Below are 14,938 nucleotides of genomic sequence, written 5' to 3'. Positions count from 1 at the left end.
CACTAACAACAAAGGCAGCCGACGCTGCCTTTGTGTTATACGCCGCGTAAGATTAGCTACTGCTGTCTTTACCAAGAATAGCCTGCCACTCATGTTCACTGACGGGCATAATCGATAAACGGTTGCCTCGTTTCACCAATGGCATCGCCTCAAGCTCTGGCATCGCTTTCATTTCGGCGAGGGTAATAATGCGACTGGTGGTTGAAACATATTCAATATCGACCATCACCCAGCGAGGATTATCCGGCGTTGATTTCGCGTCGTAATAATCACTTTCTACATCAAACGCAAAGTGATCAGCATACGCCTCGCGTACCACGCGCGCGACACCAGCAACCCCGACCTTCTTGCAAGAAGAGTGATAAATAAGGACTAAGTCGCCCTTTTTTACCTCATCTCTCAACATATTTCGCGCTTGATAGTTACGTACGCCTTCCCAGCATGCTGTACCACGAACGCGAAGCGTATCAATTGAGAACTCATCCGGTTCGGTTTTAAACAACCAATATGCCATAATGTCTTCCAATTCAATTTGATGGCCAAGGTATACCATGAAGGCGTTAAGAAACCCAGTCGCAATCCTGTTTACTACGTTACTAGCCGCGTGCAGCCACTCACCGTCATCGCAAAAAGCCACTCCTGTAGCGACTCTCGATGATCCCGCGTCAATTCAAGTCCCAACCTTTGTGATGCGTGGGCAAATTGTCTTGGGTCGCGAAGCGCAATCCTTTATGCCATGTGAGAGTCAACATCAGTTCTGGCTAGATGCTTCTGATGACAAACTCGCTCAGCTAAAACCGCTATTAAGCGCGCCTTATGAACCCTTATATGCTGAGTTAGTTGGCCACTTAGCGCCACCCTCTCGAACTGGGCTGGATGCTGATTTTACCTCGCGTTTTGTGGTCGATCACTTCAACTTCATTAGCGCCGATAACCCAGAGCTGTGTCGTCAACCTAATAAACCAACTCGCGCGCTTGGCACCGAGCCATTTTGGTCGGTAGAATTTGACCAACAAAAGCTCATACAGCGCCAAGTCGACGCGGCGCCGCAACCTCTCGTTGTTACGTCACGCCGTATTCGCCGCGACCAACGGTTCTACCAATTAGAAAATGGCTTTTTGCAATTAGACAAACGCAGCTGCTCAGATGGGATGAGTGATAATCTTTACGGCTGGCAAGCCGAGTTCCGTCATGACGGACACGAATACCAAGGTTGTGGCGCGATCTCAAACCTGGATGTCACCCAGAAGTGGAGCGCGACCTATCAAGCACAAGCTAACGATGCGAGTAATTTTACGGTGACAATGACTCTCAATGATGATCACTCCGCAACCACCGTCTATGGTTATCAAAATGGCGACGCTGATTCTGTTGAGAATGGCTATTGGCAGCAGCTCAATGACAACCAAGTACAAGTCGTCATGACTCGCCACCAGCGACAATATTTGGTCTCAAAACGGATTTTCACTGTTGACGGCAATACGCTCAAAGCAGAAAAAGAGCAAGTCGGAGACGTTATTTATACCATCGCCAACGGTGGATTAACGCTCTACAAAGCTCAGCAATAAGAGGAACTGTGTATGTCGTGTCCGCAATGTGGTTTTGAGCATCAATGTATTTGCTCGCATATCCCTGATTTAAGTGAAGTCGCCATCCATTTAGCGCTGCTGACTCATGAGCGAGAGTGGGAGCGAGAAACTAACACTGGCCACTTATTAGCGCGTTGTTTGCCCCAGTGTCGCCGCTATCCTTGGCAGCGTTTACAAGCGGCTCCCGAACTGGTGGCAAAGATGAGCAGCCAAGCGGTTACTCCTTTTATCTTATACCCGAGTGATGAGAGCATTAGCGTTGATAAAGCACAAAAAATTGCTCGCCGAGCTGACCGAGAGCCCTTGTTTATTGTGTTGGATGGAACATGGCAAGAAGCGCAGAAAATGCAGCGTAAAACGCCGTGGCTTAGTGAGGTTCAGCATGTGCACCTCAATGTCGACCAAGCATCAAAGTATACGCTTCGTAGCAATCAGCAGCCGGGACATTTATGCACGTTAGAAGTGGGAGCAATGCTACTCAATGAACTTGGTTTTGCACCACAAAGCGAAGAGCTGATTGAGTTTTTAGATTACTACTTGCGTGTATATCAGGCAGAAAAGAGCGGTCATGCGCTCCAACCGTCGCCACTAAACCAACTCAAGTAACTCACTCAGTTCAACAATTTCAATGTCTGGCAGGACACGAGCTTTCGTCGCATGACGCAAAGTCCGGCCTTGGTCATTGAACCAGCACGCCATAAATCCGTTATTTCGCGCCCCAGACACGTCAGTACGTAAATGATCGCCGACATGTAAGATGTTTTGTGGTGGTAGATTTAATACCTGCTGAGCTTGCTGAAACAAATCAGAGTATGGTTTGGCACGGCCATCTGGCCCTGCACGGAAAACCTGTTGAAAATACGGAGAAAGTCCTATTCTTTTTGCATCAACATTGCCATTAGTAATCCCAATTAATGGCACTTTTTTAGCTAGACTGGCCATCACCTGATGCGTGGTGCTCGGCACCTCGAAATCGCTACGCATGTCTAACACGAGAGATAATGCCTGTTCGGCAGCTTGCTTTGCTTTTAGATCATCATAACCCAAAAGCTTCAGCCCCTGAAAAATCTGCTGATAACGCCATTCACTGACATCATGTTTAACTTCAGGTGTCGCATCTGCCACGGAGAGTTTCAGCGCCTGCCACCACTCTGGTGATTGAGTGGCAGTAACAGGATGCTGCTGATGTAACCATGCTACAACACCCTGCTCGACCTGACGAATGATAGGACGGTTGTCATACAGTGTGTCATCGAGATCGAAGCTCATAGCATAGATGGGTTTTAGCTGGCGATAATAGCGCATTAGTCGTTCCGTTTTTTCTTGGCTCGCGGATGGGCCTCATCGTATGCCGTCGCAAGGTGTTGAAAATCTAAGTGAGTATAGATCTGAGTCGTGGAAATATTTTCATGGCCCAACAATTCCTGCACCGCACGCAAGTTGTTACTTGATTCGAGCATATGCGTGGCAAACGAGTGACGCAGTTTATGCGGGCTAATATGACTAGAGACCGCTTGCTTTTGCCCCCACTCTGCCATGCGTTTTTGAACATTGCGATGAGAAATTCGCACGCCTAATTTAGAAACAAACAGTGCCTTCTCACTTGGTTGCGCTAGATTTGAACGCACTTTCATCCATTTGGCCACCCACTCTTTAGCTTGACCAGCAAACGGCACTTTACGTTCTTTATCACCTTTACCGACAACGCGAATCTCACCTGAAGATAAGCTAATATCACGCACATCGATACTGACCATCTCAGCTAAACGCAGCCCCGCCCCATACAACAATTCCATCATCGCCCGATCTCGAATCGACAAGGGATCATCATCGTTCACCTCAAGCAGTTGATTGACTTCATCGACATCCAGATTTTTGGGCAGAGGCCGCTTCTTGCGAGGCGCAGACACTCCTTTCGCAGGGTTCGCGCTCATCTCACCGCGTAAGATCAGAAAGTCGAAAAAACTGCGCAGTGATGACAAACGAGTGGCGATACTGCTGGCTTTCATGCCTTCACGCATGCCTTTACTGGCTAATTGACGCACCCAAGAAGCATCGACTTGTGACCACTCTTTCAGCCCCAACGTCATTAATTGCAGCGCCATGGTTTCAAGCTGCTGTTTATAATTACGTTGCGTATGCAAACTAAGCCCTTTCTCGCTACGCAAATATTCATAAAAGCGCTCGAGTGGACGTTGTAAACTACGAGAAAGAGTGGGTAGAGCGTCGTTCATCAGTCACTTGCCAAGGTAATGTAACCATCAAATGCGAAAGCACTAACGCTAGATGGCGTAAAAACAGTGTGTCCATATGCGGCTGAAAATGCCCGCCATCCTCACTGGAAAAAGCCAACAAGCCAAGTGTTGCCCCTTTGTGTAAAGGTAACACAACATAGGACCCCATTTCCGGCGCGTCACTGTCTTCTCCAAATAGTGCGTGACGATCCGCTTTACGTAACCGCCCAAGATACGCACTTTTGCCATTTAAGTGATTGGTCGTAAAACGTTGGTACACATCAGAGCTTAATTGATACTCGCTGTGTGGTGTTTCAAGCAAGCGAATGTACGCGGTTAGATTGAGGTCACGCGCCATCGCCTGTACCGCCTCAAAAGCAGGTAACAAAGCTTCACACTTGAGAACTTGCTCTTGCAATGACATAAACTCATGAAAGGTTTTGTCATTGTTGGCAGCCAGCGACATTAAAGCAGTAATGTCTTCTTCTAACTCTTCAATTCGGCGACGCTGACGATTCATTTGTACCAGAGCTAATGGCACGGCCCCTTGCTCTTGATGAGGAAGAGATAAACGATCCACCAGCTCTCGGCGGTGAAGAAAGAAGTCTGGGTTTTCAGCTAAATATTCGGCGACAATTTCCGCCGTTAATGCGTCTGCTTCAATCTGCGACACTCGATTTTCCTATGTTGTTATATATTGTTATCAGCAGTTCAATTGACCATCAAACACATGCGTAGCCGGCCCTGTCATATACAAAGGATGTCCTGGACCTTTCCATTGAATTTCCAAATCGCCACCAGGCAGGTGCACTTTCACTTTGTTATCTAGCGCCCCTTGAACAATACCTACAGCCACGGCCGCACAAGCACCGCTACCACACGCTTGTGTTTCTCCTGCTCCACGTTCATAAACGCGCAAATTAACCTCATCACGGCTAATGACTTGCATAAAACCTGCGTTTACGCGCTCAGGAAAACGCTCATGAGATTCCAATAATGGCCCTAAGGTTTCGACATTGGCAGTGGTAACATCATCCACAATGGTCACAACATGAGGGTTACCCATACTGACCGCACCACAGAAAAGCGTCTGCTCTTCCACCCGCATAATGTAGGTTTTCTCAGTTTGCTTGGCGCGAAATGGAATCTTGCTGGGCTCAAATTCAGGTTGCCCCATATTGACTGTCACTTGCCCATCATCTTCAATATTGAGCACCATTTTGCCTTTTTTGGTACTGACTGAGATGTTGTACTTGTTGGTCAACCCTTTCATACGGACAAAACGCGCAAAACAACGGGCACCGTTGCCACATTGCTCGACTTCGCTGCCATCGGCATTAAAAATGCGGTAATGAAAGTCACTTTCAGGATCATAAGGCGCCTCAACCACCAAAAGCTGGTCAAAGCCCACGCCTGTATGACGATCCGCCAAACGGCGGATCAAATCTGGTGAGAAAAAGATGTTCTGAGTAATGCAGTCCACGACCATAAAATCATTACCCAGACCATGCATTTTTGAAAAATGGAAATGCATAAGACGCTCGTTACTCCGGCAGAATTTGTTCAAGTTCCCACAGGCTGGTTAACGCTTCACGACGACGCACCAAATGGCTTTGATCACCATCAACCATCACTTCTGCAACACGTGGGCGTGTATTGTAGTTCGATGACATGACGAAGCCATAGGCCCCCGCAGAACGAACAGCTAGCAAATCACCTTCTTCAATACACAGAGTTCGGTCTTTACCAAGAAAGTCGCCAGTTTCACAAATCGGCCCAACAAGGTCGTAAGTTACTGCTTCACCTTGGCGCGGTTTCACAGGAACAATATCTTGCCAAGCTTGATACAGAGCGGGACGCATTAAATCATTCATCGCCGCATCAATGATCGCGAAGTTTTTGTGCTCAGTGTGTTTTAGGAATTCTACTGTGGTAAGCAATACGCCAGCATTCGCTGCGATAGCACGTCCAGGCTCAAACACCAGTTCTAAGTCCTGATGGTTCTCCAAACGAGCCAACAACGCTTTCGCATATTCAGATGGTTGGGGTGGCATTTCATCTCGATAAATCACCCCTAAACCACCACCAACATCAAGATGGCGAATATGCACACCTTGCTGCTTCAAATCATCGATCAGTTTAAGCAGGCGATCGGTCGCATCAATAAACGGGGCAATTTCTGTGAGCTGAGAACCGATATGGCAATCAACTCCGTGAATCTCCAGGTGCGCTAAGCCTTGTGCAAATTGATACACTTCTGGTGCGCGTTCAAAGGCAATACCAAACTTATTATCCCGCAGTCCAGTCGAAATATAAGGGTGAGTGTGGGCGTCGACATCAGGGTTGATACGCAAAGATATAGGCGCTTTAACTCCCATTTCACCAGCCACTTGGTTAAGACGAACCAATTCAGGCTCTGACTCAACGTTAAAGCATTTGATACCCAATTCCAGTGCACGGCGCATTTCAGCGGGTGTTTTTCCCACACCAGAGAACACGACTTTGCTCGGCTCTCCGCCAGCCGCGATAACACGCTCAAGCTCACCGCCGGAAACAATATCAAACCCCGATCCCAAGCGAGCCAATGTATTTAACACGCCTAGATTAGAGTTGGCTTTAACCGCATAGCAAACAAGGTGCGGATGCTCACCGACCGACTTATCAAAGGCATGCCAATGGCGCTCAAGCGTTGCACGCGAGTAAACGTAAAGTGGCGAGCCATACTGCTCGGCCAAGCTGGTCAATGTGACGCCTTCAGCCCATAGCTGACCATCGTCCTGATAGTTAAAGTAATCCAAAATACGTTCCCTTAATAACTAATCGGTATTTGAGCTGTCAGTTTGCTCATTTTGTTGAGAATCTGTGGGCATGTAAAGGGCTCCAGTTTGTCCACAACCGGATAACCCTACTACAGAGAAGATAAATAGCGCTAATAAAGTCTTTTTCATTGGCCAATTCGTGATTATTCTTTCAATGCCCCCTATAATCGCACCACACTCAGGAAAAGCAATAGGACAGACAAGATGAACGAGACTGAATTTCATCAACTTGCCGATATACAAATGGAAAAAATCGAAGAGATGGTCGATGACTCAGGCGCAGACATCGATTATGAGGTTTCTGGCAACGTCATGACGCTCGAATTTGAAGACCGTAGCCAAGTGATTATTAATCGTCAGGAGCCAATGCGTGAAATTTGGTTAGCGTCAAAATCTGGTGGTTATCACTTCCAATATGATTCCAAACATTGGATCTGTTCTAAAACTGGTATTGAGCTAATAGAGATGGTCAAACAAGAGTGTGAAAAACACGCTGGAGAAACCATCGATTGGACATAAAAAAGAGCACGTAAGTGCTCTTTTTTATTTTAGGCATTTGCCGCTCGATTGAGTTTATCGTAAGTCGTGGCATCACTTCGGTAAGGCACCACGTAATCTTCGCCCTCTTTCGGATGCACAATCTGATAGTACTGTGGCAAGTTAAAGTTGATAAAACTGTCCACCACACCATCACTGCCGCGCATCGAGGTATAAAAGCTGTTCACGCTGGCGATCATTTCATCTTTTTCACCGCTAAACTGGTGATAGACCTCAACCTGATTGTTCTCGTCCAAAACATAGATATTGAACCCTTGATCGGAATCCTCGAAGAAGAATTGGATCAAGCCTTCACTGGCAAAGCCATCAACAACATCTGGTAAAGAGAAATCTTGCTCTTTATCCAGCATCAGCAAAGGTGAGCCTTTCAGTTTATTGGTGGAGATGCTGCGGTAAAAATCGACCGAGTTCTCCAACTTCTGAACCGACACTCCTCGACGCTCAAAGAATAAGCCAAACATCTGCTGACCCATACGCATCGCTTTGAAGCGGCGACGTTTGGTTTGTTCGACAGGTTTTAGGCGCAGCTCAATACACTCTGCTAATAGTTGGTAAACCATATTACGCATAACACCGCGCAAGTTTTTGCTATAGCAGAAAACATCGACAGACTCCGGCGGCAACGCATCTTGGTGCATTTTACCTAATACCGTTTTTAGCGCATCCAGCATGGCGGTTTCGCCGCGGAAGTGTAAGGTACGAACCTCATGCCACGAATTGCGATACACCAAATCCACACTGCCAACCAAACATCTTTGTTCTGGCCCAAAGCTAAAGATATCGATATTTTTTAAATCAACTTTATGGGATTTCCCATTGAGCTCGTCCGTTGGGTCATTCTCAAAGTTAATGTACATCGCTAACTGGCTGATCTCACACGGGCTAGCTAATGCTTGCATCGAAGGACGACGTTTACGTAATGAAAACGTATTACGCAGATCACTCACCATCTGGTAGAACTTATCAATGTCCATATGCGCATCACGCACGACTGAATGCAGATGAGTAGATTCGGTAATTAACCCATTAAAAAACGCCCAGGCCACCAACTTACTGAGATATTCGTTGTGCTCAAGAGGCTTCTGACCCATTAAACGCTGAGGCTCAAGTGGCTGCTTATATAAATACCAACCCGGTTTGTTGGTTCGTCCAGGTTGTACCTGAATAAAGCTCAAATCAGATTCATGTAAATCTGGCGAAATCTGCGGGTTCAGTAACGTCACTTTGCCCGGAAGGACTTCAAATGCTGCATAGAGTTTACGCGCAAGAATACTGATATCTTGTGGACTAATCGCTGAGGTAATATCATTACGGCGCGCGAACTGAATTAAGTTGCGGTAGCTAAGCATCAACGCATCGAGCAAATCGTGATGAACAATTTTAACTTGTTCAACCTTCCAGTTACGGCGGTCGTCAAGCTGCTGAAGCATCTCGGTATTCCAATCCCACGACTTAATCATGTCAGACATGGCGGTTCGCCGCCACGCGACAGAGCCGACACCGGGCTCACGAGATAATTTCTCATGAGTTTTGAGGTAAAAGCAGCGGCGGACGAGATCCAAGCGCGTATGATCGCCAATACGCACTAAATAGCGCGTCACTTTTTCGAGCATCAGATAATAGGTATCCATGCCGTACAAGTCTGGCTCATGGGCAAAGAAACGTCGCTTAGTATCGATGCTTAATAATTGGGTATGTGGATACTCCCAAGAGTATGCTTCGAGAAGGATAGCTTTAAGCACCGACTTATACGGAGAGTCGATACTTTTATACAGTTGCCACAAGTTCGCACCGAAGTACTCTTCAGCAGGAATACGGTTAAGCTTGCCAAAATCAATCCACTCCGCGCAGTTGATATGACCGTCACGGCACATTTTACCAATGTACTCGTCGTAACACTCTTCCATTTCTGGTGGCACAATTTGCCACAACAGACGTTTACCAGCCAAGCGCACCGCTGAACGATAAAATTCATCGAGTAATAACAGGTGTTGAGAAGAGCCGCAGTTGTCACCCGTCATTTCTTCTGAGTGATTAGTACGAAAACGCTCCTCATCCATCAAGAAAAAGTTGGCTTCAACACCTTGGCTTTGTGCCCAATCAGTGATCAATAAACACTTATTCGTCAATAAGCTACGCTCTTCAGCTTTCATTTCAGCCGAGACGCACACCCAAATATCTAAATCACTTGAGGTACTTTGACCGATCGATGAGGTACTTCCCATCGTATAAAGACCGAGTATATTAGCTTGGCGACTAGTGGTAAGGGGTTTACCAATGATAAGTTCAGTGTCTTCAACAAACTGCTTTTGCACCGTATTCGGTTCAAAACCGCAAATACCATGGGGAACCGACTCGTCATAAAAGCCAGGAATAACTGGATGGTTGAAATGCAACAGAGCGGGAATAAGATGGAATACACGCTGACTTTGCAGATCCATCAACGCCAGCGCGCGCTCTATACGCTGCTGGTTGAGCTTGTCGAGTCTCTGAATAATTGTCTTAGTGTAAGCCTGCAAGGTACAGTCCTTGAATAAATCTTGTCTCTGCGTTCTAACGATTTTGTTCACAACGCGCCTGAAAACGTGATCAATCTAACACTTTTATTTGGATTGGTAAAGATTTGAACGATCCGATTCAAAATTACGCGCCTAATATTATTTCTCTTTGATTTGCGGCATAGTTTGGTACCTAACCATCAATTCTAATAATAGACCATATTGTAAACGAGAACCTAATCACACAATTTTCGTTCAATAAACGAAACCCTACATCGATCCCTCCTGCACACCATCAATCACTAATACTTTCATGCTCGACAATGTTAGGATGAGAGTAAGATTTTTCAGAAAAGACACGACTGACACCATGACACAATCTACACCAATTCGAATCGCCACGCGCAAAAGTCCACTTGCTTTATGGCAAGCCCACTATGTCAAAGATGCGTTGCAAGCCGCACACCCAGGACTCGAAGTGGAATTGGTCACAATGGTGACCAAAGGGGATATCATCCTCGATACACCTTTAGCAAAAGTGGGTGGAAAAGGCTTGTTTGTAAAAGAGTTAGAAGTGGCCATGCTCGAAGGCAGAGCCGATTTAGCCGTCCATTCGATGAAAGATGTTCCCGTCGATTTTCCCGAAGGTCTAGGCTTAGTCACTATCTGTGAACGTGGCGACCCGCGAGATGCTTTCGTATCTAACCAATACCAGTCGATCGATGATCTCCCACAAGGTGCCGTCGTCGGAACATGCAGTTTACGTCGCCAAAGCCAGCTCCAAGCCTATCGTCCCGATCTTATTATTAAAGAACTACGTGGCAACGTTGGGACTCGCTTATCTAAGCTCGATGCAGGGGATTATGACGCCATCATTCTCGCCGCTGCAGGATTAAAACGCCTTGAATTAGAAAAAAGAATTCGCAGCTTTATCGAACCAGAGCAATCTTTGCCTGCCGTTGGTCAAGGTGCCGTAGGTATTGAGTGCCGCTTGGACGATGAACGTCTGATTAAGTTACTTGAACCTTTAGCTCATGCGGATACCGCTGATCGCGTTACCTGTGAACGAGCAATGAACATCACTCTACAAGGTGGATGCCAAGTACCGATCGGCAGCTACGCCATACTGGAAGGTGATGAACTTTGGCTGCGTGCTCTCGTAGGGGAACCGGATGGCACCCAAATTGTTCGTGGCGAAATTCGTGGCCCGCGCAAAGACGCTGAAACCATGGGCGTGCAGTTGGCACACCAACTATTAAACGATGGTGCCAAAGAAATTTTAGACAAGCTTTATCACGAACACGAGTAATCACCGATGGCCGTGTTAGTTACCCGCCCCGGTGCACAAGGTTACTCGCTATGCCAACAATTGATGGAAGCCGGTATTGCCAGCTTCCATCACTCTCTCTTAACCTTCACTCCCGGCTCACAACTGTCACAACTTTCTGATGATATTGAACAAATCGATATCATGGTCGCGATCAGCCAGCATTCAGTCGCTTTTACTGATGAATACTTTACTCAACATAATATAAGCTGGCCGCAAGACTGCCACTACCTTGCCATAGGTCATAAAACCGCACTTGAATTGAGCAGAGTGTGCGGACAAAAAGTAAACTATCCCCAACAGAGTGATAGTGAACATTTTCTTGAACTCGATGACTTACAAGATATCAATAAAAAACAAATCGTTATTCTGCGCGGAAATGGTGGGCGAGAGCTCATTTTTGACACACTCGTCGAGCGTGGTGCAATAGTAGAATACAGAGAAGTGTATCAAAGAGAATATCGAGATTTTGATGCAGAGGTATTGGTCGCACAGTGGCAACAAGCACATATCGATACCGTTGTAATCACCAGTAGCGGTCAACTCAATTTCTTTGCTTCAAAGATCGCAGAGGTTGACTTACATTGGCTCTACTCTCTCAAACTGATTGTACCGAGTGATCGCATCGCAAAGGAAGCGAACGCCATGGGTTTTCACATCGTCTCGAATACGGGCAGTGCAGCAAATTCAGATTTATTGGCCACTCTCCAGCCAAATATAGGACAGTAATCAATGACAGATAAGAAAAACAACGACTCAGAACAATCTCCGCAATCAACCAATAAAACGGTTGTTAAAGCGCAAGAGCCAAAGTCTGCGGTAAAAAAAGACAAGGCGGATTCACCTTCTTCTTCCTCGACAGAGAAAAAAAGCGAGACACCACAAACCGCGCCCTCAACACCCAAAACAGCTTCTTCGACCATTGCCCCTGAACAAAAAAAATCTCAAGGCAGAAAAATGGCCGCGTTGGCGCTGATCATTTCAATTGTTTTTGCCGGTGGTGGTAGCTATTTTGCTATGCAAAAAGAGAGTGAATACCAAGCTCGCATCGCGGATTTAGAATCTAAATTGAGCACAATGCAGAACAACCTAGACTCTCAGCTTGATAATGCTAAACAACAAGCAATACAAAAAGCGACGGAAGTCACCAATCGTACAGAGACGGTTCTCAATCAACAGCAGCAAACCATTAAAAGCCTACAACTCGCGGTTGCCGATGTGAAAGGGCGTCGTCCCAATGATTGGCTGTTGGCGGAAGCGGATTACCTTGTCAAACTGGCTGGTCGCAAACTGTTCCTAGAGCATGATGCTTTTAGCGCCACCAAACTAATGGAAAGCGCAGATGTTCGAATTGCGGCTTTAAATGACCCTTCTCTGGTTCCACTTCGCCAAGCTATGGCTAACGATATTACCGAGCTGAAAAATGTGCCGCTCGTTGATCGTGATGGACTGGTTCTGCGTTTGGTCTCCATGCAGCAACAAGTGGATGAACTACCATTAGCCAACGCCATTTTGCCTGAAGCGGCAGAAGTTCAAACCGAGCAAGTCAGCGAAAATATTGCTAACTGGCAAAATAATCTATTAACTTCTTTAAAAGACTTCTCTGAAAACTTTATTACTTTCCGCACTCGCGATGGGAATGTCACACCGTTATTGTCCCCTGAGCAACATTTCTATTTACGCGAGAATCTAAAAGCCCAGCTACAAACGGCGATTAAAGGCGTGTATGACGAACAACAAGCACTTTATGATATTGCGCTAAAAACAGCTAAGCAGTGGTCAGCTAGCTACCTCAATCAGGATGACAATAAAGTTGCTGAGTTCAATAAAACACTCACCCAACTCAGTAAAGTAAACGTTGCCGTAGAGTACCCGACAAAACTTGAAACTCAGAAGCAGCTGAGCGATGTGATTAACGAACGGTTACGTAGAGAAGTCACCACTCTGACTACGGAGGAAGAATAATGTTTCGTCTTATTTTTCTTTTCGTGATTCTGGGTGCAGGCCTATTCGTTGGGACACAGTTTGCTGGTCAACAAGGTTATGTACTTATCTCTATTGCCAATAAAACCATCGAAATGAGCGTGACCACCTTAGTTATTTTTGTCATTGCGATTTTAGCGGCCTTATTTGGTTTAGAGTACTTGTTGAAAAAAGCGTTGAACGCGAGTTCAAGGACATGGAATTGGTTTGGGGTACGTAAACTAAAACGTTCACGTCGTTACACCAATGAAGGCATTATTAAGCTGATGGAAGGTGACTATAAGCAAGCCGAAAAACGAGTAACGCGTTGGTCTAATCACCATGATATGCCTTTGCTTTGCTATCTCGTGGCCTCGGAAGCGGCAGACAATCAGGGAAAAATTGAACAGCGCGATCACTACTTACAGTTAGCGGCAGATCAGCCTGATTCTTATTTGGTCGTTGAGTTAACTCGAGCGAGACAGCATGTCCGCCAAAAACAATTTGAGAAGGCGTTAGTGACGCTTGATGAATTGCATCGAGAATACCCAAACAACTCAATGGTTCTGTCTTTATTGAAGACTACCTATGTCGAATTAAAACGCTGGGAAGCATTGCTAAGCTTGTTACCAAGACTGCTCAAAGAGAAATGCATCTCGGAACAACAATATGAACAATTGATGATTCAAGCACAATGTGGGGCTTTAATCGACGTAGCAGAAAAGCGAGGTAGTGAAGGGCTTATCGAGCATTGGGATCACCTGCCTAAAAAGCTTAAAACTCACCAGACACTGACCCAATGTTTTGCTCAGCAGTTAATTGCACGCCAAGCAGATAATGAGGCGTTTACCGTCATTAAAGAAACCCTCAAAAAACACCCAGGCCATACTGACTTATATGAGCTTGTCGCTAAACTTAACTTGTCGGATAACCACCCTGCAGTCACTTTTCTCAATGACGCGTTGAAAAAAGACGGACAAAACGCAGAAGCGCATAGTGCGCTCGCCCAGCTGCATATGAAAGAAAAAAATTGGCCTCAAGCTCAGCAACATTTAGAGAGCGCTTTAAAAATTCGCTCTAAAGTCACTGACTATGCTCTCCTTGCGGATGCTTTGGGTAAACAGAATATGACCCTAGCTGCAAATGAAGTCTCGCGCAAAGCCCTGACTTTAGTCAGCAATTAATAGGACAACTCAATCAGCTATAAGAACAAGCCGGTATCATACCGGCTTTTTTCATGCCTAAAATACGTGTTCAAAATGGTTGCAGGAAAAGTTGAAATGAAGACTCAAGTCCGTTGATGTCAAGAACACACTCACCCGATACTGACCTTGATTCTTTTCATCAAACCTAAAGGCTATGAACCGAGGCGTTAAGTAGACGTAGAGAAAGGATTTGATACCGTCTAATCAGTAATAAAAAGGAAAGCCCCAGTCTGTTCGGTCGCTTGTTTCAGGGTAAGGTCCCGAACCACGTTACCTAGCGTTCCTTTCTATGTATATCCCCAGTATAGCTAATCGGAGGGCCAATCCGTAATGACGGTCAAACTGACACGACCACCGCTCTAATCCAGACAATCACCTAAAATGGTCGAGATTAAGCTCAATACACTCACCTTATGAAGGCAAACTTTGTAGCAAGAGATATTTCTATAGGTGTAAAAAGCTCCAACATTTCGATGGGGATGCCTAGTCTGCGGGCTGAATAAATGGCGGAGCAGTCTACCTGCGGAACCCGAACCCACGAAATGCCTATCAGTGTGATAGACCGCTTTCTGGAGAACCTATTGAACAACCGCTCAGCACTGTTCCCTTTTCTTTAGACGTAAAAAAGCCCCGTCATTTCTGACGAGGCTTAATATAAGTGGCGGAGCGGTTGGACTGGCAACCCAGCGGGACTCGAACCCGCGAATGCCTGCGGCAGCGTGGCAGGCTGCTTCTTTCAAGGTCAA

The 14,938-nt window shown here is 46.1% G+C and carries 15 protein-coding genes; 7 read left to right on the top strand and 8 right to left on the bottom strand.

The window, feature by feature from the left end; all coding sequences use genetic code 11:
* Positions 1 to 52: 52 nt before the first annotated feature.
* A complete protein-coding gene (locus tag ACFFUV_RS21085) occupies positions 53 to 514 on the bottom strand; it encodes an EVE domain-containing protein (RefSeq protein ID WP_390197124.1) in 462 nt (153 codons plus the stop codon).
* A 37-nt stretch (positions 515 to 551) separates the two neighbouring features.
* Between ACFFUV_RS21085 and ACFFUV_RS21080 the strand changes: the two genes are divergently transcribed.
* Together ACFFUV_RS21080 and ACFFUV_RS21075 are read left to right on the top strand one after the other, a co-directional pair.
* A complete protein-coding gene (locus ACFFUV_RS21080) occupies positions 552 to 1,568 on the top strand; it encodes a COG3650 family protein (protein WP_390197121.1) in 1,017 nt (338 codons plus the stop codon).
* 12 nt (positions 1,569 to 1,580) lie between these two features.
* Positions 1,581 to 2,195, top strand: a complete 615-nt coding sequence (locus ACFFUV_RS21075; RefSeq protein ID WP_390197119.1) for a tRNA-uridine aminocarboxypropyltransferase — start codon at positions 1,581 to 1,583, stop codon at positions 2,193 to 2,195.
* On the opposite strand, the gene yigB is transcribed toward ACFFUV_RS21075, so the two are convergent.
* From yigB to lptM, 6 genes are read right to left on the bottom strand one after another with little or no spacing between them, the layout of a single operon-like run.
* Positions 2,178 to 2,894, bottom strand: a complete 717-nt coding sequence (gene yigB / locus ACFFUV_RS21070; protein ID WP_390197117.1) for a 5-amino-6-(5-phospho-D-ribitylamino)uracil phosphatase YigB — start codon at positions 2,892 to 2,894, stop codon at positions 2,178 to 2,180. The genes ACFFUV_RS21075 and yigB overlap by 18 nt on opposite strands.
* A complete protein-coding gene (gene xerC / locus ACFFUV_RS21065) occupies positions 2,894 to 3,823 on the bottom strand; it encodes a tyrosine recombinase XerC (RefSeq protein ID WP_390197114.1) in 930 nt (309 codons plus the stop codon). The genes yigB and xerC overlap by 1 nt, the downstream gene beginning before the upstream one ends.
* Entirely contained in the window at positions 3,792 to 4,496 is a 705-nt protein-coding gene (locus tag ACFFUV_RS21060) for a DUF484 family protein (protein ID WP_390197111.1), read from the bottom strand. Before ACFFUV_RS21060 ends, xerC begins: the two co-directional genes overlap by 32 nt.
* A gap of 30 nt (positions 4,497 to 4,526) precedes the next feature.
* Entirely contained in the window at positions 4,527 to 5,357 is an 831-nt protein-coding gene (gene dapF, locus ACFFUV_RS21055) for a diaminopimelate epimerase (protein WP_390197109.1), read from the bottom strand.
* 10 nt (positions 5,358 to 5,367) lie between these two features.
* Positions 5,368 to 6,621 (bottom strand): diaminopimelate decarboxylase, encoded by a 1,254-nt coding sequence (gene lysA / locus ACFFUV_RS21050; protein ID WP_390197106.1) that lies wholly within the window; start codon positions 6,619 to 6,621, stop codon positions 5,368 to 5,370.
* An 18-nt stretch (positions 6,622 to 6,639) separates the two neighbouring features.
* Entirely contained in the window at positions 6,640 to 6,771 is a 132-nt protein-coding gene (gene lptM / locus ACFFUV_RS24075; RefSeq protein WP_446697919.1) for an LPS translocon maturation chaperone LptM, read from the bottom strand.
* A 75-nt stretch (positions 6,772 to 6,846) separates the two neighbouring features.
* On the opposite strand from lptM, the gene cyaY reads away from it, so the two are divergent.
* Entirely contained in the window at positions 6,847 to 7,161 is a 315-nt protein-coding gene (gene cyaY, locus ACFFUV_RS21040; protein WP_390197100.1) for an iron donor protein CyaY, read from the top strand.
* 29 nt (positions 7,162 to 7,190) lie between these two features.
* Here the strand turns inward: cyaY and ACFFUV_RS21035 are convergent, their stop codons facing one another.
* The gene (locus ACFFUV_RS21035) at positions 7,191 to 9,719 is read right to left on the bottom strand and encodes a class I adenylate cyclase (protein WP_390197096.1); all 2,529 of its coding nucleotides are present in this window, start codon (positions 9,717 to 9,719) and stop codon (positions 7,191 to 7,193) included.
* A 349-nt stretch (positions 9,720 to 10,068) separates the two neighbouring features.
* On the opposite strand from ACFFUV_RS21035, the gene hemC reads away from it, so the two are divergent.
* From hemC to ACFFUV_RS21015, 4 genes are read left to right on the top strand one after another with little or no spacing between them, the layout of a single operon-like run.
* Entirely contained in the window at positions 10,069 to 11,007 is a 939-nt protein-coding gene (hemC, locus tag ACFFUV_RS21030) for a hydroxymethylbilane synthase (protein WP_390197093.1), read from the top strand.
* 6 nt (positions 11,008 to 11,013) lie between these two features.
* Positions 11,014 to 11,754, top strand: a complete 741-nt coding sequence (locus ACFFUV_RS21025; RefSeq protein ID WP_390197088.1) for a uroporphyrinogen-III synthase — start codon at positions 11,014 to 11,016, stop codon at positions 11,752 to 11,754.
* A gap of 3 nt (positions 11,755 to 11,757) precedes the next feature.
* A complete protein-coding gene (locus tag ACFFUV_RS21020) occupies positions 11,758 to 12,990 on the top strand; it encodes a uroporphyrinogen-III C-methyltransferase (RefSeq protein WP_390197086.1) in 1,233 nt (410 codons plus the stop codon).
* Positions 12,990 to 14,171, top strand: coding sequence for a heme biosynthesis protein HemY (locus ACFFUV_RS21015; RefSeq protein ID WP_390197083.1), 1,182 nt, complete (start codon positions 12,990 to 12,992; stop codon positions 14,169 to 14,171). Before ACFFUV_RS21020 ends, ACFFUV_RS21015 begins: the two co-directional genes overlap by 1 nt.
* Positions 14,172 to 14,938: the final 767 nt, after the last annotated feature.

The sequence above is a fragment of the Vibrio olivae genome (assembly GCF_042428525.1).
Classification (GTDB): Bacteria; Pseudomonadota; Gammaproteobacteria; order Enterobacterales; family Vibrionaceae; genus Vibrio; species Vibrio olivae.
The sequence above is the reverse complement of the archived record's forward strand: the minus strand, read 5'-3'. Positions and strand labels throughout refer to the sequence as shown.